We start from the raw sequence: 20,271 nt of genomic DNA on the forward strand, positions 1-20,271 counted from the left end.
AAGTGCTATCGAATGAAGGGCAAAAGTTTTTAGATGATACTCAAGGGTATTTACGAACAAAGGGCATTAGAGAAGCTGATATTCTTTTCTTTATAGAAGATGCGGAAGTTCATTTAATAGAAGGAGAAAAGAGAGGGAAGAGTGTAAATGATATATTCGGTCATGCTCCAAAAGAGTATGCAAATCAACTTGCCAAAGAGATGGAAGTTGATAAAAAAGGGAATTATAAATTATTGCTTTATTTCATTATAAATTTATTAGCATTCACGATGATGAAGAGTGTATTTTTTAGTGAAGTCGACCATCGTTTGTCTTATTCTTTAATTGAATTAATCGGATATCCAATTATGATTTTTGTAGGAATTAGTGTATTAATATGGGGCATGAGAACAGCCTCATTTAAGCGTAAAAGAACTGAATTTTTAATTATGTATATAAGTGGTGCGATATGGTTTTTATCAATTTTCAGTATTGCATTATTAAATAATTTTTATGGTACAACATTTATTAAATTTACTGCGACAGAAAGCTTCATTCTTGTTGGAATAGTAGTTCTATTTGCAGCTATTGTAAATATTAAATTTGGTGGTTGGTTTACTTTGGCGTATTTACTAGTTCCAATTGCATTGGAATATGTATTCGTAATGATAGATTTATCAAGTATTATTGGAATGTATGTACAACAAATAATTCTTTTCATTGTTATTTATATGCTTTTGAAAATTCATATAAAATTAGAAAAAGGAAAGTATACGAATAAAAAGAGAGACAGTATTATTTATAGGTAAATTGAGTAGTAGTTTTCTAAGGTTAACCTAACAATAACTCTTTTATAAAAAGGATATATGTTGACTATTTTATTAATATATTAGATTACACATCAGGATATATTCTGTTTTTCGGTTTAATAGGAAAGCGGCTGCTCTGGATATACCAAAAATTATTTCCAAAGAAATATTATATAGGGATTTTTAGAGGGATTACATTTACATTTAGTTGTCTATTTTTATTTCTAGCAGCCGGGATTTGGTTTGTTGATTGGAACAAGTTGTTTTAAACAGTAACATGAGGGTTACTGTTTTTTTCTTTGTAGTAAAGAGCTTTGTAAAGAGAGCGCTTTTTGTTCTGCTGTTAATAAGGAATGAATATGAACGTTTTCTGGACGAGGGACTATTGGATACATAAGATTTGTTGGAGAAGGGTGGTGCTCCGAACCGGTTGGAGAATGAGGATCTGCATGAGTAAGTTTTCCATGAATACGTCTTGTAAATAAAATATGACCGATTTCGTGAGCGAGCGTATATATATTTTTCATAGGGGCAGCCGAATTTGTTAAAACGATATAGCCAGTAAGTTGCTGTTGTTTTGCTAAAGAATAAGCGCAGGCAATTACTGCTGTTTCTTTGAAATAATCACTGCCAATATAACAAATATAAAGGTCGCATTCAGGAGCTTCATTTACACATGTTTGGAAAAAGGATGCCAACTTTTCTTGACTTTGAATGGAATTTTTATAACTGATTTCACGGTCAAAAAAACGGAAAAGTTCATTTAATACAATTACTTCTTGAATTTGAAATGTAATGGGGTGCCAAATTGATTCTGCAACAGCTAAATCTTTTGCGATGCGGTCATCAGAAATATCGGCGCCGGGAGTAATGCAAATACATATATTGACGTATGGATCCATAAGGAACACCTCAAATGAAAAAAGTTCTTCCTATAATATATGTGGGGAAAAGATGTCATGTATGGATAAACGCCTTCTTTATTGAATATATAGATGACAAGTCGAAAAAATTTCATAGTTCTATAACATGGTATGGTCGTCTTTTTGATATAGTAAAGGAAAGGGGGAGAATATATGTATACATTAAAAATCGTTTCAGACAGAGAAGCACTTTATCAATTTGCGAGTTATGTAAGAGTTGTACAAGGGGTTGAAGATGTATATGTAGAGGTGGGAGAACCTTTATATGAACATCCTTTAATGAAGTTTTATGTACATATTAAGCTGAAAGAAACATATGAGCAGCATAAAGCGTTACAGGAAATAGCAAGATTAGTAGAATTGGGTCGTTTTACATATGTCCATTATCGTAATGATGAAATTGAGGAAGCTTTTGAAGCTGTAAAATATGAAAGTTTTAAGAAATAAAGATGAAAAAACGGAGGCGAAAGCTTCCTTTTTTTCTTTAAAATTACATGAACAAAAAGAGAGAAATTTTGTTATGATAAGGGAGGTTAGGGAAAGGGGAATTTACATATGGGGTATATTGAAGAGTTACGAAAAGTCGTTGGTACAAGACCGCTTATTCTCGTAGGATCAGCAATCATTATATTAAATGATAAACAAGAAGTATTGCTTCAATATCGTTCAGATACATATGACTGGGGTGTACCTGGCGGGGCGATGGAACTGGGTGAAACGACAGAAGAAACGGCACGTAGAGAGTTATTTGAGGAAACGGGGTTAACTGCAAAAATAATGCAATTTCTTGGTGTTCTATCAGGAAAAGAAGTATATTTCCGTTATCCGAATGGCGATGAAATTTTCAATGTCATTCATCTGTATCAGGCACATCATGTGAGCGGGGAATTAAAGCTCGATCATGAAGGGTTGAAACTTCAATATTTTCCAGTAGATAAGTTGCCAAAATTGAATGAAACGACAGAGAAAATTTTGCAAAAGTTTTTATATGCACTGACAGAATAGAAGGTTAATTCCTTCTATTTTTATTATATTAAATATTTTGATTTTTTAGTATGTTTATAGTATGATAGTTATAGATATACATCTTATGGAATTTCACCTAAAAACTTACTAGGGTACATAAGAGAGGGGCAAGTACAAAATGCATAATGTTGTTATTACAGCTGCAGTTCGTTCGCCAATTGGAACTTTTGGAGGAGCGCTAAAAAATGTAACGCCAGTAGAATTAGCTGTTCCTGTACTTCAGGAAGCTGTAAAACGAGGCGGGGTAGAACCACATGAAGTTGATGAAGTAATTTTAGGTCATTGTATTCAAAGAACTGATGAAGCAAATACAGCGAGAACAGCTGCATTAGCGGCAGGATTTCCTGACACAGTTACGGGATATACAATCCAACGTCAATGTTCTTCAGGTATGCAAGCAATTATGTCAGCTGCAATGCAAATCCAATTAGGTGTAAGTGATGTTGTTGTTGCAGGTGGAGTAGAAGCGATGAGTTCGAGCCCTTATGCATTGAAACAGCACCGCTGGGGACAACGTCTACAGCACGGAGAAATTCGTGATACGGTGTGGGAAGTGTTAGAAGATCCGATTCACCATATTATGATGGGTGAAACAGCGGAAAATTTAGTTGAACAATATGAAATTACAAGAGAGGAACAAGATGAAGTTGCTCTTCGCAGTCATACATTGGCACTGAAGGCAATCGAGTCTGGACACTTTGACGATCAAATTGTTCCTATTACAATAAAAGAACGTAGAAAAGAAGTAGTATTTTCGAAGGATGAGCATCCACGTGCAGATATTACAGCGGAAAAATTAGCAGGGTTAAAACCAGCATTCCGTAAAGATGGGTCTGTAACTGCAGGTAATGCATCTGGCTTGAATGACGGAAGTGCAGTTCTAGTATTAATGAGCGAAGAAAAAGCGAAAGAAAAAGGCTTACAACCGTTAGCTAGAATTGTTGGATATTCAGTAGCTGGAGTAGACCCGAAAATTATGGGTATTGGACCAGCACCAGCAATTCGTAAAGGTTTAGAAAAAGTGGATTGGTCATTAGAAGATGCAGATTTACTTGAAATTAATGAAGCTTTCGCGGCTCAATATTTAGCTGTAGAGAAAGAGTTAGGTTTAGACCGTGAAAAAGTGAACGTAAACGGTAGTGGCGTAGGACTTGGGCATCCAATTGGTTGTACAGGGGCTCGTATTACGGTAAGTTTAATTCACGAATTAAAAAGACGTGGGTTAGAAAAAGGAATTGCCTCTTTATGCGTCGGTGGCGGTATCGGGGTTGCCTTATTTATAGAAGCACTATAAAAAAGAAGCAGCTATTGCTGCTTCTTTTTTTATGACTCAAATAGATGATGAAATAATCGATCACGATTTTCAAAGAAAAGTTTCGTTGTTTGGTAATGCTCGGTTTCTTCTAATGTGGATTCGTGAATCCCCTCTTGTGTTAAAGAGTATATAGTAGATTCAGGGTAAGCCATTAAAATAGGAGAATGCGTCGCAATAACAAATTGTGAACCTTGTTCCGCTAGTTCATGCATTCGAATGAGCATGGAAAGTTGTCTCATTGGTGATAGAGCGGCCTCAGGCTCATCTAAAATGTATAAACCTTGTCCTGAAAAACGATTCATAAATAAGGAAAAGAATGATTCACCGTGTGATTGTTTGTGAAGTGAGACACCACCATATGAATCAATAACTGGATTTCCGCGTGCTTCTGGATCAGCATCCATTTCATCAATATAAGAAGCAACGTTATAAAAAGATTCAGCGCGAAGAAAGAAACCGTCGTTTGGTGTATTGAAACTTTTTGAAATTCGAAGGTATTCATGTAAAGATGAATGTGAATCGTTTGTGCTAAAGCGGAAATTTTTCGTTCCACCTTCTGCATTAAAACCTAACGCAATTGCAATTCCTTCAAGTAATGTTGATTTACCCGTTCCGTTTTCTCCAATAATGAATGTTACATTTGGATGGAAAGCTAGTGATTGTAATGTTCGGATAGCGGGTAAGCAGTAAGGATATGCGGAAAAACTAGGGATATTTTCTTTTTTTAATGTGACATTTTGTAAAAAGGGTACGTCAATCAATATATAAACCTCAATTCATAACGGATTTTAATTCTAAAAAAGCAGCAAATACAATTGTTAATGGCACATGAATTCCTTCTTATTTTCTGAATATTTTATGTGTATTATATCAGTATAATCGCTCATCATCTATCCTTTTTTCTGCTTATAAAGACATTAAGGATGGGAGGTTTAGGTATTAAATATTAAAACATAAGGTGAATATTTTTAATTGTTTAGAATAATTTTTGTTAAAGGAAAATTAAAGTATCCTGTCTAATGTTGTTGAGGAGGAATTTAACATTCATTTTTGGAGAATATATATTTTGCTTTTAATGAGTGAACCTATATATATAACTAAAAAACCGAAAAAAATATATTCTAATTTTTCTTTGAAAATAGCACGAAACCTTTGTTTTAAGGTGGTTTTAATGAGAATTTTAATTCAGAATAAGTTTTATATTCTGAATTTTCGACAAAAAAACTAGACGTTTATTTGTTTTTTTAGTATAATCGATTTGTAGTTAAAAACGGGATTATCTGTAAAATTTGCACGAATATAGAAGTCCTCTAGAAGTTATTTCACCTAATTAAAAAGTAACTACATTAATGAATGCAGGGAACTAGGTGATTTTTTGTTTGTATGCAAAGAATATGTGTTAAAAGTCATTGAGAATCTTAACGTACCACATGTTTGTAAAACAGACAAAACAGTAAAATGTAAGTATTGTGAACTGTGTTCTAAAAAATGAGAATCGGAGTGAAGAGGAAATGTCGAAATTTACAAATTTGACACGTTATGAAGAAATAGGGTTAAACCAAGATTATAACTTGGCTGATGGTCATGCCCATCAGGGACAATCAGAGACACAAAAAAGTATTATTAGTGAACTATCTACTATCTTTTATGAATCAGAACTTACTAAACAAAAAGTTTTAGAGAAAGAATTTCAATACGAATTTTACAAACTAGCTGGTCAACACTCCGCTATAGATCACCCTAGAACCATGTTATGTTATTCGGCATCACTATCAACTGATTTAATAGCTACATATTTACAAAAAAAGAATATGACTGTCAGTTTATTACAACCTTGCTTTGACAATTTAGCAACTATACTTAAGAGAAGAAATGTTGAATTATCTCCTGTTTCAGAGGATGCTTTTTCATCAATTAATCTAGAAACTACATTAGATAATATAACAACAGATGCTTTATTCTTAACTTTGCCTAATAATCCTACAGGATTCATGTTAACGCAAGGAGAACTTGAAACCGTAATCAAATATTGTAAAAAGAACAATAAATTATTAATAATTGATTGTACATTTAGATTTTATCACCCAGATTCATTTTGGGATCAATATAAAATGTTAGAAGATTTAGGTGTTAGTTACTTTGTGGTTGAAGATACAGGAAAGACCTTCCCTACTCAAGACTTAAAATGTAGTATTCTTGCGGCTAGCGAAGATTTATACGAGGATATCCTTGAATTACATAATGACATCCTTTTAAATGTATCTCCGTTTATCTTAAACTTATTAATTAAGTATATGAAGGATATGAGCAAAGAGGGTTTCCAATCTACATTATGGGATATAATTAATACAAATAGAAAGTATCTTCGCAAAGTCTTAGAAAACTCTATTCTTGTTCCATATAACTCGGACACTATTATCAGTGTGGAGTGGCTACAAATAGTTAATGATGATGTAAATAGTTTGGATTTATTAGAGGAGATGAGGAATTTCGGATTAGGGGTTCTTCCAGGTGATCATTTTTATTGGAATAATCCAGAGATAGGAGAAAGGTATATTCGAATTGCTTTAGCGAGAAACCCTGAAATGTTTAAAGCATCATGTGATGTACTTGCAGAGTTTCTTACAGCTACCAGATCCAAATCTATGATAACAGTTGGTGTCTAATCGTTATGAAAATTACTTATATTGACAAGCCTACATATCTTCCGAGCTGGGTTATTAATAAAATAAATGAATATGGGGATTTTGAAGTGTTTTATGACTTCCCTAATGAAGAGGAAGCAATTAATAGACTGTCTAGTACTGACATTGCAATTGTTGAATGGACATCTATCACAAAAGAAATGATTGAGAAAATATCGAGATTAAAGTACCTTATTACTATTACAACTAGTTATGATTATATCGACGTTAACTCTCTTAAGGATAATGAAATCATGGTATCCAATTGTCCCCAATATTCTAAACAAGCTGTGGCTGAACATGTATTTGCTTTATTATTTGCTGTTAACAGAAAGATTTTACAAGCTGATGAAACTTGTAGAAAGGGATTAAGTCACATATATCCTCCTTTTCTATGTTCTGAAATAAGAGATAAGACCATTGGATTAATTGGTATTGGGCAAATAGGACAGACAGTTGCAGAAATAGCGAATGCTTTCCAAATGAAGGTTATTGGTCTTAATAAATCTAAGAGGAATGTTAAAGGTATTCAGCAAGTAGATATAACAGAATTAATGAAGAAAAGTGATATTATCTCACTTCATATTCCTAGAAATGCAGATACAGAAATAATATTGACTGAGAAATTATTGAGCTTAATGAAACCAGATGCAGTATTAATAAATACGTGTAGAGGTAACTTAATAGATGAACAGGCTTTGTATTCTGTGTTAAAACAGAATAGGATTAGAGGGGCAGGTCTTGATGATTTAACATATTATAAGGATAACCCTATAATAGGATTAAATAATGTTGTTTTGACACCTGGAAGTGCTTGGTATTCCTATGAGGCAAGGGAAAAGAATATGTATGAACTTATAGAAAATATAGAATCCTATTTAGCACAAAAACCAGTAAATGTTATATAGAATTATCTAATTTTTATCCCGATATTAGCTGGAAATAATACTCTCATCCCAGGATCTAGCAAAAGTGAGGAAGTTAGGTGGGGAGAAACTGCCGATAAAATCCTGCGTGGTTTAACTAATAATCAGTGGAGGGTGAAGAAACCTCTACTGATTAAAGTTATACTGTAGTCGGAAACTTCATGTAAAAATCTATCAGAGGTGAAAATAATGAAACACACCTATATTGACGTTTTTAAAAAAGCTGGTTCACCTTCTAAGTTGAAATCATTTGTGAATTTTCAACCAGTTTGGCCAAGTGAAACCCTTGAGAGACATACGGAGATTCTTAAACTATTTTATGATGAACGTGCCCGATATAATCACCTTGATAAATTGCCTCGTGAAATATTGGATGAATGGACTTTAGGTCGACTACAAGCGTTGGTAGATTTCGCTTATGAGCAAATTCCATTTTATAATCATATTTATAAAAATGTTGGTTTTGAGCCTGGAGATTTAAAGACACTTAAAGATTTTGAAAAACTACCTATTATTCAAAAGGGTGATTTACATATTGTTTATCAAGATGCAGTAAATCATCCTTGGGTAAAAGTGAATCACAAATCACGAACTTCAGGATCTACGGGTATCCCGTTATCCTTGATTAATGATACTGATCGACAAAAACATTGGTTTATTCATCGTTTTCAAATGTTTGAAAATATGATGCAAAAAACTTTAAATCCTGGTGACTGGATATACTCAATATATTATGAACCATTTTTACTTTCGAGTATACTGGGGAAATATCCTATTTTTACGGTTGGTTTAGGTGCTGCCTATGGAGATTTAGTTGAACATATTCGTAAGTTGAAGCCTAAAATTGTTACAGGTGTAGCTAGTCATATTATAGAGGTAGCACAACTCCTTCCGGATGCAAAAGATATTGGGATTATGGCATTCACCACTAATAGTGAAACTTCATCAGCACAAACTAGAAGACAACTGTCTATGAAGTTAGGTGTTCCGATATTAGACGAATACTCCTCCGAAGAACTTGGTATTATTGCTTGGGAGGAACGTGATGGTTCTTATTTAGTAGCTGAAGATACAGTATATCTTGAACTAGTTAATAGAGATGAAGAAGATATGGCTTCTGTAATTGGGACTGATTTATGGAACTTTGCTATGCCAAGAATTCGTTATGCTCAAAATGACTATGCTACTTGGAGACATAGGGATCCGGAATATGGATTAAGAAGATTGGAAAGAATTATTGGTCGTCAGGATATGAAAATTGTTAGCCCTGATAATGGTTCAATAGATCCGGGGAGAATCCTTGAAATTTTCGATACAACTTTAGTTTGTGAGGATTCGGGAGTTGAAGAATTTCGTCTTGTACAAAAATCATTACATGACGTAAGGTTACTGATTAAACTTAGGTCTAAGCATAACGACGCTGAATCAGCTATAAAAGAGTTTAGTGAACGTTTTCATGGGATTTTTGGTAATACTGTGCAACTAACAGTGGAAATTCTGGATGAAATCCCCTCCTTGGGAGTTAAGAGGAGGAGTATTGTGAGGGAATTTAATGACTAAGAAGATAGCTATTATTCATGAAGAAATTCATCCCTTGTTGAATAAGATTTATGAGAGATTAGAGGATTTTGGGTGCGAACCACATCTTGTTCACTGGAATACCTTAGGTTTAGAAGCAGGAAGTTTATCTTATAATTTGGAGAAATTTGACACAGTTTATTTAGATCGTATGGGTGAAATTTTTCCTTCTTATTCAACACAACTTTCACTTCTTCAAGGAATAGCGGAACAGTTGTCAAATACACGTATTGTAAATAATCCAAAAGCATACTCAATAGCCAGAAATAAAGCATTAATGGCGGTAAAACTAGCTACAGCGAATTTACCTATACCATTAACTAAAATCGCATACACAAAAAATCAAATTGAAGACTTTTGTAAACAAAGTGGTCATGAATTTTATATTGCAAAGTCGTTTCTTGGTGCTTGTGCAGAAGATATTTTTCCATTTCCTAATGGGAAAATTCCAAATGAGGTTATTAATCTCTTAGATAGAGATGGTATGGTCATAGTTCAGGAGTTTATTTATAATCCAAACAGATTCATATGGAGAATTGATATAGTGGATTCGCAAGTTATTCAGTGTAATCAAAGATTTGCGTATAACGATGACTTTGAAACACCCCTATGTAATGGGACAATTGGAGGAGACATTATTTTTTGGGAGCCTAGTAATTTACCAAGTGATATTTGTAACCTTGCTGTTAAAGCGGTAAGTGAACTAGGCTTGGATATTGCTGGAGTCGATATCTTGGTTTCTGATAGTGGATCCCTTTTTATTGCAGAAGTTAATCCTGAACCGGATATTACTCTCGATAGAATAGGATTTCCATATGCCATTGCGGACTATTTAAGAAATTTAACAAAATAATAATTTTTTGCGGAGGGCTTATGAAGAAAATATTAATTGTAACTACTCATGTAGATATTGAAAGTCGGTTAATAAAAATGATTAAGAACAATATTCTACCAGAAGCGGAATATTCGGTTGTAGCTGAGTTTTTCGGAGAAGTCCCAAAAGTTTCAACTTATTTTAAAAATTTTTTCCCCATTCAAGATTTGCGTAACGAGAATGAAATTAGTGAAGCTATTGAAAAGAGTAAAGAGTGGGGGCCCTTCGATTGTGTACTACAGACCGATGAATATGCAGTACATCTTGCAGCAGTAATACGTGAACATCTTAATGTTAAAGGACTACGTACAAAAGATGTAACGAAGTTTCGTGATAAAGTTGAAATGAAAAAATCACTTAAAGATCAGGTAAGAGCCCCGTATCTCTATGAGATGGAAATGCTATTAAACAACCCTGACTTATTTCCAGTAGTTGTAAAACCGCGTTCGTATGCTGGTAGCAAAGGAATATGTGTTCTTCATTCAATACAAGAGTTAGATAAGTATCTCAAAGAACATAATATAAGTATAGACGATCAAACAGACAGCTTCCGTGAATTTGCGATGGATGAAGTTGAATTCGAAGAGTATATCCAAGGTTTAATTTTTCACATTGATGGCCTTGTTTTTAATAATGAGATTATCTTTTGTAGTGCATCTAAGTACGAAGGGATATGTTTAAATTTTCTTAAAGGAGAACCACTGGGGTCAATTTCAATAGATGATAAGGATGAACAAGACCGTTGGAAAGCATTCACTCAACAAGTTCATGAGGCTATGGAGATCCCTGATGGTGCCTTTCATTTAGAGGCTTTTCTTACAAATGAGGGAGAAAGAATTTTTTTAGAGATAGGTATACGGCCTGGGGGAAGTCTTGTTGTTCCATCTATAGAGGCAGCTGTTGGAATCAACTTGGATGAAGCACATTTACAGTGTCAACTAGACATTACTCCCGAAATAAATCTTAAAAATGCAAAAAATTATGGATGGTTAGTTTATCCAAAAGTATATGACTCAGAAAGTGAACAAAAAATAAAGGAAGTATGTTTACCGCAAGCTTCCTTACCGTCAGTGACATGGTCGGAAATTCCAGGTATCGGACAACCACTTACAGGATCATTTTCTTATGTTAACAACCTAGGTAGTTTTGTTTTTGTATCTGAAGCAACTGAACAAATTAATCAGGATCTAAAAGTATTGATTAACCAATATTCGGTTATATAGGTATGTTTAAATAGATGCTTTTATAGGGGGAAGGTAACAGATTGTGGACCATAAACAAAAAATAATAAACAGGAAAATATGGGTTTTGATTTGTGGTAGTGGCCTTAGTACATTAGGAATATTCATTTCAATTCCAATAATAACCATATATGCAATGGATTATTTTAAACTCTCTGTTGTACAAGTTGGTTTTATCTCGGGTATTTGGCCAGTTACACAATTTAGTATGAGTTTCTTTTGTGGGATAATAGCTGAACGTTGGGGGTATTTGCGTACTCTCCGGTTGGGTATTATTCTCAATAGTATGTCTTTTCTTTTTATGGCTATATCTGTTAATCTAATTCAATTTTCCTTGTCGCTAGTTTTATTTGGATTAGGTAAAGCCTTTTCAGATAATTCAGTTCGTGCTACCATGATTGCACTTGCTGAAGAGGATGAAGTTGAAAGATATTTTCGATTACGTTATCTTTTGCAAAATGTAGGGAACGTATTGGGGCCGTTAATTGGGGTGGCTGCATACGGGCTACTATTTGGTAATACCTTTATCCTTAGCACAGTGGTATTTTTGATGTTTTTATTTGCAACATTTATTTGGTTACGACTTAATGATTTTAGAAATGAAAAACCTAAAAAGAACTCCACTGTTCTTAAGACTTTCTTAGTTCTTAAAGACACAAACTTACAGTTGTGGATATTAAGTTCGATGTTTATTATAATAGCATATGGTGCATACGAAGGACTTATGCCTGCGGTGGTATTAGGATCAGGTGGAGATCGGCCAGCTTATGGTGTTTTAGTTTCACTTAATGCTCTTGTAGTGATAGTCTTTCAACTAATTCAGTTGCGACTTTTTAAAGATGTAGATATAAACAAGTCTATTGTTTGTGGATTTTTTCTCCTTACTTCAGGTTTTTTTCTTTTTGCTTTAGACTGGAATGCTTTTGTGATGACAATTGTTGCAACGATTGTAGTCTCAGTAGGAGAAGCTATTCTGTTTCCGTGCTTTGATGTTATTATGGGAAGAATAGCACCATCTGAACAAAAAGCTGTTTATTATGGTGCAGGAGGGTTGAGCCAAGTTGGTTTTTTCATTGGTCCTTCGATTGGTGGTTTGCTTTTAGAGTATGGTGGATCGGTATTTTTATTCATTGCCTGCTCGACAAGTATTATTTTTTCCGGGATATTCTTTAATAAGATCTCTAAAGAACGGAATAATAAAGTATCTACAAATGTCCAACAAGTTATTGATTAATAAATTGCTACTAAACTCTAAAGATTTAATATTAGTGATTATAGATCGGTAGGATTTAGTCTAGACTTTAATCAGGAAGCAGGACAACAGTTGTGTGGTCTCTCAAACCATTTAATGATTACAGTTATATGCCCCGGATAACCAGTTGGAAAAAGGTTATCCGGTTAAGATTGAGTTCCCTGCTGGCTTGACTTATTACGGATTATTCTAACTAATTAAGTTCAAAGTCTAGACTGAGAAATAGGAGCGTGTAAATGAGTAAGCTCCATGGGAAGTCATCAAAGCTTGCTTAAATAAGATACATACATTTCTGTAAAAGAAGTTCCTTCAATAAGGAGCTTTTTTTCTTGCGTGCCCAGGTAAGTTGGACACTACTTATTGGTGAAATTCTAGCCTCGATAGGGGCCAAATCGTCTAGTAACTGACAGGTGAAGCTTCCATTTGGACACTTATTTTACGTAAGCTAGATTCTTATTTTATTACTTTTTAATTTTTTATTTAAGCAATCGTTGATTTAACTGGTTTTATATTTTAGTGTATAATTCTACTACAAATTCATTTTTTCCACTCTTTTTTACGTAAATAAATAACTTTCTCAAGCACCGATTTGAGGAGGCGATTTTTCTTTTCTATATCACTCGTTGTATAATAAGCCTCTAAAACATTTTTGATTCTCGGAACAAATTCATGTATACCACTCTCTCCTAATCACCGAGTTTGATACTCTTGGAAAAGAGCCTATATCTTAGGGATAAAGGGATTGTCGTTGTTTATTATTATGGACAGTGATTTAGAGAAATAAACGTACTCGGTGATTAGGGATAAGAAAGTATTTAAGACATTTGATATTTCGGTAATTCAGTAAATAAAAAGTACGCTGTTATTTATGGAGGACATTATTTCTTGAAGTGAAAATAATAAAGTTACAGGTAAGTCTTTGCAATAAAATATACTTTAAATTTGGTTACATCCCTGCTAACTAAACCATTTAAACTATCATATTCCAATGTGAAAATAAATATTGCATGAAGATCCATTCTCTCGTTATGATATATGGTATTCTACTGAAAATGTGAGAAGGAGTTAAAGTATGCCGTTTACATTTACACATCCAGCAGCAGTTCTTCCTTTTGCGAAAAAGCATTCTAAATATATGTCAGTAACGGCTCTTATATTAGGTAGTATGGCGCCTGACTTTGAATATTTTTTACACTTTAGACCGTATGGTGTTATTGGGCATACGTGGCTTGGGTTCTTATATTTAAATTTACCACTTGTCTTCTTATTAGCATGTATATATCATTACATTTTAAAAAAGCCTTTTATAACACATTTACCTAAACCATTTGCTGGGTATTATACATATGTAGTAGATAAGGGGTGGAGGATTCATACATGGAAGGATCTTTTTATATTTTGTTATTCAGCATTATTCGGTATGTTAACGCATGTTGTTTGGGATGCATTCACTCATAAGACAGGCTATTTTGTTATGAAAATACCATTATTGCAAAGAGAATGGTACGGTATCCCTGTTTATAAATATATGCAACATGGAAGTACATGTATTGGTTTTCTATTATTAGTATACGTTTTATGGAAATATAGAAATGAAATGGGTAAAGACCTTATTTTAGTTTCGGAAAAAAGAAAGTATTGGATTTCAGTAATTGTTGTGGCAACTATTATATTTATCGTGCATGCGTTCCTAGATCCCTATTTTCATATTTTCCAAATTGGAGGTATAATAGTATCTGGACTGACAAGTTCATTTTGTGGACTTTTCATTGTTTCTATAGTTTACAAGGCAAGGGACTAATTTTATATTCATGAATGATAGTGTTAGGAGAAATGAAATGATGAAAGCATGGAAAAGTATTTTTGTTTTATGTAGTTTTCTTCTTATGTTAAGTGGTTGCTTCCATCAAGAAGAAAAGAAAGCTGAACCGAAGAAAAAAGAATCTATTCCTGAAACGAAAGAATATGGTGGGCGTGAGCTGAAAAAAGTAGGACAAAAAGTGAAAGAAACAGGATGGGGTACTTTCAAGTTAGAGCAGATGCACTCTGTGAATCAAACATTTGAAGTAGCGCCAATGAAAATTCACGTACAAGATGTGAAAGTAATCTCTTTATCACAGATGAGTGAAAAAGCAAAAAATACATTGAAAGTATACACGGCACTAACTCCTGAAGAAGTAAAACGTAGATTAGGGGATAAAGTAAGCCAAGAAGATGCAGAATTATATGCATCGCTAAGTGGAACAGAGATTAGTAATACAATTCGTTACGTTGAGATTACATATAAAGTGGAGAATAGCGGGAATAAAAATATGCAATTTTTCTCTATGAATGATGTTATGATTAATGGTAAGCAACATTTTAAAGTAGCGACTCAAAACTTTTTATATGATGAAGATACGTTAGTTGGTACAAAAAATGTGTCAAGAGAAGACTATAAGCCTGGTGAAACAAGAGATGGTATTATTGGTTTGATACTTGACGATGGAAAAGACAAAGTAAAGGATATTCAGTTTACAACTGATGATTTACTTGCAGGAGATTCAGAAACACAAGATGTTGTAAAAGAGTCACAAACGTTTAATATCTCACTTTCGGAGTAAGGTGTTTTTAAAATAATGTAAGAAAAACAGTCAGCACTCAAATATTATGCTGACTGTTTTTTTATTTCTTTTATGTATGAATCTACATTTTGAAAAGGTACCTTAATTTTAAACGCATCTTTTTGTTCGTTAAATTGCTTTTCATTGTAGGGACCGAAACGTTTATTGTGCTTTACGTCAATAATCCAATAATGTTCACTTTTTTTATTTGCAATTGCTGCGTCAGGGTTATTTGGATCTGATTTTTCCTCAGTTTGTTTTGCAATAATGTATTTATCATCCCAAGCAATGTCTGTAATTTTTGCAGGGATGTATTGTGTGGCATATACAGCATCTTGCGAGGGGAAAAGTTCAAATGCATTTCCAGAAGTACGTATGAGTTCGTATTCATCGTTAACCGTATAAGTTAAGTGACTTGTGTTTCCTGCACAACCAGTTAATAGGAAGGCGACGAATAGGATTATCCATTTTTTCAATATGGGAACCTCCTTTATAATGCTATTGTAACAAATTGTACAAGAAAAGTAAGAGAAACGCTAGTTTACAATGTTTTTTAGAAGTGGTACGATGAGACGGGTAAAGAAGGATATGAAGGAGTCGACATAAAATGAAGTTAAAGATGCATCGTCCAGCGCTTGTAATGAATCGCATAGGTGCTTCCCTAATTGACATGTTTTTAATCTCGGTTATGTATGGTGCAGTAGTAGCTATTATGACCGGAAACTATAGTGCTATGTTTAAGCGCTTTAATATAAGCTTAGGTGATTTTAGATATGATTTCGCAGTAGTTTTCATATTAATGGCGATATATTTTATTGTATTACCCTTTATTTGGAACGGTGTTACACTTGGCAAAAAGGTAACGAGAATAAAATTAATTTCATTGAAGAGTGAAAAGCTAACGTTGCAAACATTAATTATAAGATTTTTTGTAGTGTTATTACCGAACGTATTGCTATTAGGAATTCCATTAATATGTAACGTATATATGATGTTGTTCCGCAAAGACAATTGCGGTTTTCAGGACTTAATTACAAAGACGAAAATAATAAGTCTTGTATAATAAAATAAAATAAAAAAAGACCCTTTTATATATAAAAGGGTCTTTTTTTATTTTATAAGTATATTGTGAATATTTACAGTAAGGAAAAGCTAAAATGTGTCATTTCTATTTATAATAGATTGAAAATTAAGATAATGGTATAATAATTAAAAATAATATCTTTATCTCACCATTTGGGGCTGATTAAAGTTTTACTTTATATAATAAGGGGGAAGTTGAGATGACAGGAGGTAGCATAATTTTTTGGGGCATTCTCATTTTTATCGGTCTAGTTCTTGATCAGCGTAAGAGTAAGAAAAAAGAAGGATAAAAAGTAAACGTTTACAAATTGAATAGCAATTTTTCTTGCTTGCAGAATAATCTCATAAAGGAGTATACTGAATGACGGTAAGACTTATAGAAGGGGTAATGAAAATGAAGCTTGCAGGAAAAGTTGCTATCGTAACTGGCGGTGGCATCGGTATTGGACGTAATACAGCTCTTTTGTTGGCTAAACAAGGCGCAAAAGTAATTGTGACGGACATTGATCAAGAAAGTGGACAAGCAACAGTGGAGGAAATTACGAATCTAGGCGGAGAAGCCCTTTTTGTATTCTATGATATGGAAAAGCAAGGAGATTGGCAACGCGTTATTAGCATTACTTTGAATGCATTCAGTCGCATTGACATGCTTTTTCAAAATGCTGGTTTATATAAAATAGATTCTATTTTTTCTCGTCAACAAGAGAACGATTCCAATGTACTTTGTATTAATGACGTTTGGATAGAGATAAAACAATTAACGTCATCTTTTATGAAACAGCAAGAAGAAGTGGTGCTTAGTGATTTACCGATTTTCGGTATTATTGGCACGAAAGGACAATCATTTCATACAGTAGAAGCCCTAGTATAATAATGAAAACCGCCCTCAATATATGTGGACGGTTTTTTTGTATGTTATATAGAAGGAAATTTTTTTAGCGAATACGTTGTTCTGTTTGGCTGTCAAAGAAATGCGCTTTATTTAAATCAAATGCCAATTTAATTTGGTCTCCAGGTGAGAATATATGTCTTGCATCAACACGTGCTGCAAAATCTTGATTTCCAAGTTTCATATATAAAATAGATTCAGCACCTAACAATTCAGCAACTTCAATTTTTGTTGTGAAAGTAGTAGATTGTGAAGCTTCTAAAAATAGTAGTTCATCATGAATGTCCTCCGGGCGAATACCTAAAACAATTTCTTTATTTACATAGCCTTGTTCACGTAGCATCTTCATTTTTCCTTCAGATACTTTGATTTTTATAGTATTGTCTATAACGAAATCGGTTTCAGTCAATTTACCACGGAAGAAGTTCATCGCTGGTGACCCGATAAATCCACCCACGAAAATGTTTTCTGGTGTTTCATATACTTCTTTTGGTGTTCCAATTTGTTGAATCTTTCCATCCTTCATAACGACAAGACGCGAAGCCATAGTCATTGCTTCTGTTTGGTCATGTGTTACATAAATTGTTGTTGTTCCAAGGCGATGATGTAGCTTAGAAATTTCTGAGCGCATTGCAACACGGAGTTTAGCATCTAAGTTTGATAATGGCTCGTCCATTAAGAAAACTTTTGCATCTCGAACGATTGCTCTACCTAACGCAACACGTTGGCGCTGTCCACCTGATAATGCTTTCGGTTTTCTATCTAAATATTGTTCAAGTCCTAAAATTTTTGCTGCATCTTTTACACGACGATCGATTTCATCTTTTGGTATTTTTCGAAGTTTTAATCCAAATGCCATATTATCATATACACTCATATGTGGATAAAGAGCGTAGTTTTGGAATACCATTGCGATATCTCGATCTTTTGGAGGAACATCATTCATTAGTTTACCATCAATTGAAAACTCGCCTTTTGAAATATCTTCGAGTCCAGCTACCATTCGTAATGTTGTAGATTTTCCGCATCCAGAAGGACCGACAAATACGATAAATTCTTTATCTTGAATGTGTAAATTAAAATCAGTTACAGCTGTTACGTTATTATCATATATCTTATAAATGTTTTCTAATTTAAGTTCTGCCATGGTATTTCCCCCTAGAAATAATTATGCAAACGTTTTCTTTGAGTTCATTATAAACGAATAGATTCAAAAAATAAATAAAAAAATAAAACGTTTTCATATATTGGAGAATTATTAGTGATTTTCGCATGTTTTCTTAGAAAAAGAACAATAAAAATTGTAAGCGCTATTTTAAATTGAGATAGAATCTGTTATCATTCATTAATGAAAACGTTTGCGCCTTAAAAAAGAGAAAAATGAATGATGAATGAAATGGGGTAGCATAATGGAAAAACAATGGTGGAAAGAAAGCGTAGTATATCAAATTTATCCTCGTAGCTTTATGGATAGTAATGGTGATGGTATAGGAGATCTTCAAGGGATTATTTCAAAGCTAGATTACTTAAAAGAGTTAGGGATTGATGTGATTTGGTTATCACCAGTCTATGAATCTCCAAATGATGATAATGGTTACGATATAAGTGATTATTGTAAAATTATGAACGAGTTCGGAACAATGGAAGATTGGGATGAACTATTACATGAAATGCATGAACGTAATATGAAATTGATGATGGATTTAGTTGTTAATCATACATCTGATGAACATAATTGGTTTATTGAATCACGTAAATCAAAAGATAATAAATATAGAGATTACTATATATGGCGTCCTGGAAAAGAAGGGAAAGAACCAAACAACTGGGGAGCTGCTTTTAGTGGATCTGCATGGAAGTATGATGAAATGACGGATGAATATTATTTACATCTGTTTTCTAAAAAACAACCGGATTTAAACTGGGATAATGAAAAGGTAAGACAAGATGTTTATGAGATGATGAAGTTTTGGTTAGAAAAAGGAATTGATGGATTCCGCATGGATGTTATCAATTTTATTTCTAAAGAAGAAGGGTTACCAACAGTTGAAACAGATGAAGATGGTTATGTTTCAGGTCATAAACATTTTATGAACGGTCCAAACATTCATAAATATTTGCATGAAATGAATGAGGAAGTATTATCGAATTATGATATTATGACGGTTGGTGAAATGCCAGGTGTAACGACAGAAGAAGCCAAATTGTATACTGGAGAAGAACGAAAAGAGTTGCAAATGGTATTCCAATTTGAACATATGGATTTAGATTCAGGAGAAGGTGGAAAGTGGGATGTAAAACCATGCTCACTTCTTACTTTAAAAGAGAATTTAACAAAGTGGCAAAAAGCATTAGAGCATACCGGATGGAATAGCCTTTATTGGAATAACCATGATCAGCCTCGCGTTGTATCTCGTTTTGGTAACGATGGAATGTATCGCATTGAATCTGCAAAAATGTTAGCGACAGTTCTTCATATGATGAAGGGGACGCCATATATTTATCAAGGTGAAGAAATCGGAATGACGAACGTTCGATTCCAATCAATTGATGAATATAGAGATATTGAAACGTTAAATATGTATAAAGAAAAAGTGATAGACCATGGTGAAAATATAGAAAAAGTAATGGAATCTATTTATATAAAGGGTCGTGATAATGCTAGAACTCCAATGCAGTGGGATGATCAGAATCACGCTGGATTTACAACGGGTGAGCCTTGGATTACTGTAAATCCTAACTATAAAGAGATTAATGTGAAACAAGCAATCCAAGATGAAGGTTCAATTTTTTATTACTATAAGAAATTAATTGAGCTACGCAAAAATAATGAAATAGTTGTATATGGATCATATGATTTAATATTAGAGAATAATCCTTCTATTTTTGCTTATGTAAGAACATATGGAGACGAAAAACTACTTGTTATTGCAAACTTTACTGCGGATGAAAGTGTATTTGAAATGCCTGAGGATATTAGTTATAGTGAATCAGAATTATTCATACACAATTACGATGTAGAAATCGGATCGATAGATAACATTACATTACGTCCGTATGAAGCGATGGTATTCAAATTGAAATAAGAA

General features: G+C 33.5%; 20 protein-coding genes and 2 pseudogenes. 17 read left to right on the plus strand and 5 right to left on the minus strand.

Annotated elements, in window-relative coordinates; translation table 11 throughout:
• The first annotated feature begins 2 nt into the window (after window positions 1-2).
• Window positions 3-788 carry a DUF1129 domain-containing protein gene (locus tag BM089_RS13550; protein ID WP_090977141.1) on the plus strand — a complete coding sequence of 262 codons (786 nt, stop codon included), beginning with the start codon at window positions 3-5 and terminating at the stop codon, window positions 786-788.
• Window positions 757-1,057 (plus strand): annotated as a pseudogene (locus tag BM089_RS31520) (DNA-binding protein). Before BM089_RS13550 ends, BM089_RS31520 begins: the two are co-directional and overlap by 32 nt.
• Before the next feature lie 15 nt (window positions 1,058-1,072).
• Here BM089_RS31520 and BM089_RS13560 read toward each other — a convergent pair.
• The gene (locus BM089_RS13560; RefSeq protein ID WP_000371605.1) at window positions 1,073-1,690 is read right to left on the minus strand and encodes an ImmA/IrrE family metallo-endopeptidase; all 618 of its coding nucleotides are present in this window, start codon (window positions 1,688-1,690) and stop codon (window positions 1,073-1,075) included.
• A gap of 174 nt (window positions 1,691-1,864) precedes the next feature.
• On the opposite strand from BM089_RS13560, the gene BM089_RS13565 reads away from it, so the two are divergent.
• The 3 genes from BM089_RS13565 (at window position 1,865) to BM089_RS13575 (ending at window position 4,031) form a co-directional block, all read left to right on the plus strand.
• On the plus strand, window positions 1,865-2,158 hold the full coding sequence (locus BM089_RS13565; protein WP_000288330.1) for a DUF3928 family protein: 294 nt from the start codon (window positions 1,865-1,867) through the stop codon (window positions 2,156-2,158).
• Window positions 2,159-2,266: 108 nt separating this feature from the next.
• On the plus strand, window positions 2,267-2,716 hold the full coding sequence (locus BM089_RS13570; RefSeq protein ID WP_002005651.1) for an NUDIX hydrolase: 450 nt from the start codon (window positions 2,267-2,269) through the stop codon (window positions 2,714-2,716).
• 139 nt (window positions 2,717-2,855) lie between these two features.
• A complete protein-coding gene (locus tag BM089_RS13575; protein ID WP_000552075.1) occupies window positions 2,856-4,031 on the plus strand; it encodes an acetyl-CoA C-acetyltransferase in 1,176 nt (391 codons plus the stop codon).
• Window positions 4,032-4,060: 29 nt separating this feature from the next.
• On the opposite strand, the gene BM089_RS13580 is transcribed toward BM089_RS13575, so the two are convergent.
• Window positions 4,061-4,813: an AAA family ATPase gene (locus BM089_RS13580; RefSeq protein WP_088114594.1), complete on the minus strand. Its 753-nt coding sequence runs from the start codon at window positions 4,811-4,813 to the stop codon at window positions 4,061-4,063.
• 750 nt (window positions 4,814-5,563) lie between these two features.
• Between BM089_RS13580 and BM089_RS13585 the strand changes: the two genes are divergently transcribed.
• The 6 genes from BM089_RS13585 to BM089_RS13610 all read left to right on the plus strand — a co-directional run bounded on the left by BM089_RS13585 (window position 5,564) and on the right by BM089_RS13610 (window position 12,589).
• Complete coding sequence (locus BM089_RS13585) at window positions 5,564-6,718, plus strand: aminotransferase class I/II-fold pyridoxal phosphate-dependent enzyme (protein ID WP_090977143.1); 1,155 nt, start codon at window positions 5,564-5,566, stop codon at window positions 6,716-6,718.
• 5 nt (window positions 6,719-6,723) lie between these two features.
• Window positions 6,724-7,644 carry a 2-hydroxyacid dehydrogenase gene (locus tag BM089_RS13590; protein WP_090977145.1) on the plus strand — a complete coding sequence of 307 codons (921 nt, stop codon included), beginning with the start codon at window positions 6,724-6,726 and terminating at the stop codon, window positions 7,642-7,644.
• Between the two features lie 207 nt (window positions 7,645-7,851).
• Window positions 7,852-9,222, plus strand: a complete 1,371-nt coding sequence (locus BM089_RS13595) for a phenylacetate--CoA ligase family protein (protein WP_090977147.1) — start codon at window positions 7,852-7,854, stop codon at window positions 9,220-9,222.
• Window positions 9,215-10,093, plus strand: coding sequence for an ATP-grasp domain-containing protein (locus BM089_RS13600; RefSeq protein WP_097924716.1), 879 nt, complete (start codon window positions 9,215-9,217; stop codon window positions 10,091-10,093). The genes BM089_RS13595 and BM089_RS13600 overlap by 8 nt, the downstream gene beginning before the upstream one ends.
• A gap of 20 nt (window positions 10,094-10,113) precedes the next feature.
• Window positions 10,114-11,337 carry an ATP-grasp domain-containing protein gene (locus tag BM089_RS13605; protein ID WP_090977149.1) on the plus strand — a complete coding sequence of 408 codons (1,224 nt, stop codon included), beginning with the start codon at window positions 10,114-10,116 and terminating at the stop codon, window positions 11,335-11,337.
• Between the two features lie 43 nt (window positions 11,338-11,380).
• Entirely contained in the window at window positions 11,381-12,589 is a 1,209-nt protein-coding gene (locus BM089_RS13610) for an MFS transporter (RefSeq protein ID WP_157812355.1), read from the plus strand.
• Between the two features lie 524 nt (window positions 12,590-13,113).
• Here the strand turns inward: BM089_RS13610 and BM089_RS31900 are convergent.
• A pseudogene (locus tag BM089_RS31900) lies at window positions 13,114-13,282 on the minus strand (recombinase family protein); the annotation flags it as partial.
• A gap of 397 nt (window positions 13,283-13,679) precedes the next feature.
• Between BM089_RS31900 and BM089_RS13615 the strand changes: the two are divergent.
• Complete coding sequence (locus BM089_RS13615; protein ID WP_090977153.1) at window positions 13,680-14,408, plus strand: DUF4184 family protein; 729 nt, start codon at window positions 13,680-13,682, stop codon at window positions 14,406-14,408.
• A gap of 37 nt (window positions 14,409-14,445) precedes the next feature.
• The gene (locus BM089_RS13620; protein ID WP_000973900.1) at window positions 14,446-15,210 is read left to right on the plus strand and encodes a hypothetical protein; all 765 of its coding nucleotides are present in this window, start codon (window positions 14,446-14,448) and stop codon (window positions 15,208-15,210) included.
• 44 nt (window positions 15,211-15,254) lie between these two features.
• Here BM089_RS13620 and BM089_RS13625 read toward each other — a convergent pair whose 3' ends face one another.
• Complete coding sequence (locus tag BM089_RS13625) at window positions 15,255-15,686, minus strand: DUF3997 domain-containing protein (protein ID WP_000758789.1); 432 nt, start codon at window positions 15,684-15,686, stop codon at window positions 15,255-15,257.
• A gap of 131 nt (window positions 15,687-15,817) precedes the next feature.
• On the opposite strand from BM089_RS13625, the gene BM089_RS13630 reads away from it, so the two are divergent.
• The 3 genes from BM089_RS13630 to BM089_RS13640 all read left to right on the plus strand — a co-directional run bounded on the left by BM089_RS13630 (window position 15,818) and on the right by BM089_RS13640 (window position 17,164).
• Window positions 15,818-16,273: an RDD family protein gene (locus BM089_RS13630; protein ID WP_000769080.1), complete on the plus strand. Its 456-nt coding sequence runs from the start codon at window positions 15,818-15,820 to the stop codon at window positions 16,271-16,273.
• A gap of 220 nt (window positions 16,274-16,493) precedes the next feature.
• Entirely contained in the window at window positions 16,494-16,583 is a 90-nt protein-coding gene (locus BM089_RS13635) for a hypothetical protein (protein WP_000145638.1), read from the plus strand.
• A gap of 71 nt (window positions 16,584-16,654) precedes the next feature.
• Window positions 16,655-17,164: an SDR family NAD(P)-dependent oxidoreductase gene (locus BM089_RS13640; protein ID WP_000218413.1), complete on the plus strand. Its 510-nt coding sequence runs from the start codon at window positions 16,655-16,657 to the stop codon at window positions 17,162-17,164.
• A 64-nt stretch (window positions 17,165-17,228) separates the two neighbouring features.
• Here BM089_RS13640 and ugpC read toward each other — a convergent pair whose 3' ends face one another.
• On the minus strand, window positions 17,229-18,329 hold the full coding sequence (ugpC, locus tag BM089_RS13645; RefSeq protein WP_000818934.1) for an ABC transporter ATP-binding protein: 1,101 nt from the start codon (window positions 18,327-18,329) through the stop codon (window positions 17,229-17,231).
• A 262-nt stretch (window positions 18,330-18,591) separates the two neighbouring features.
• On the opposite strand from ugpC, the gene malL reads away from it, so the two are divergent.
• A complete protein-coding gene (gene malL / locus BM089_RS13650) occupies window positions 18,592-20,268 on the plus strand; it encodes an oligo-1,6-glucosidase (protein ID WP_000415172.1) in 1,677 nt (558 codons plus the stop codon).
• Window positions 20,269-20,271 lie beyond the last annotated feature (3 nt).

Origin of the sequence: Bacillus sp. 5mfcol3.1 (assembly GCF_900114335.1) — a bacterium.
In the GTDB taxonomy this organism is placed as follows: Bacteria; Bacillota; Bacilli; order Bacillales; family Bacillaceae_G; genus Bacillus_A; species Bacillus_A thuringiensis_S.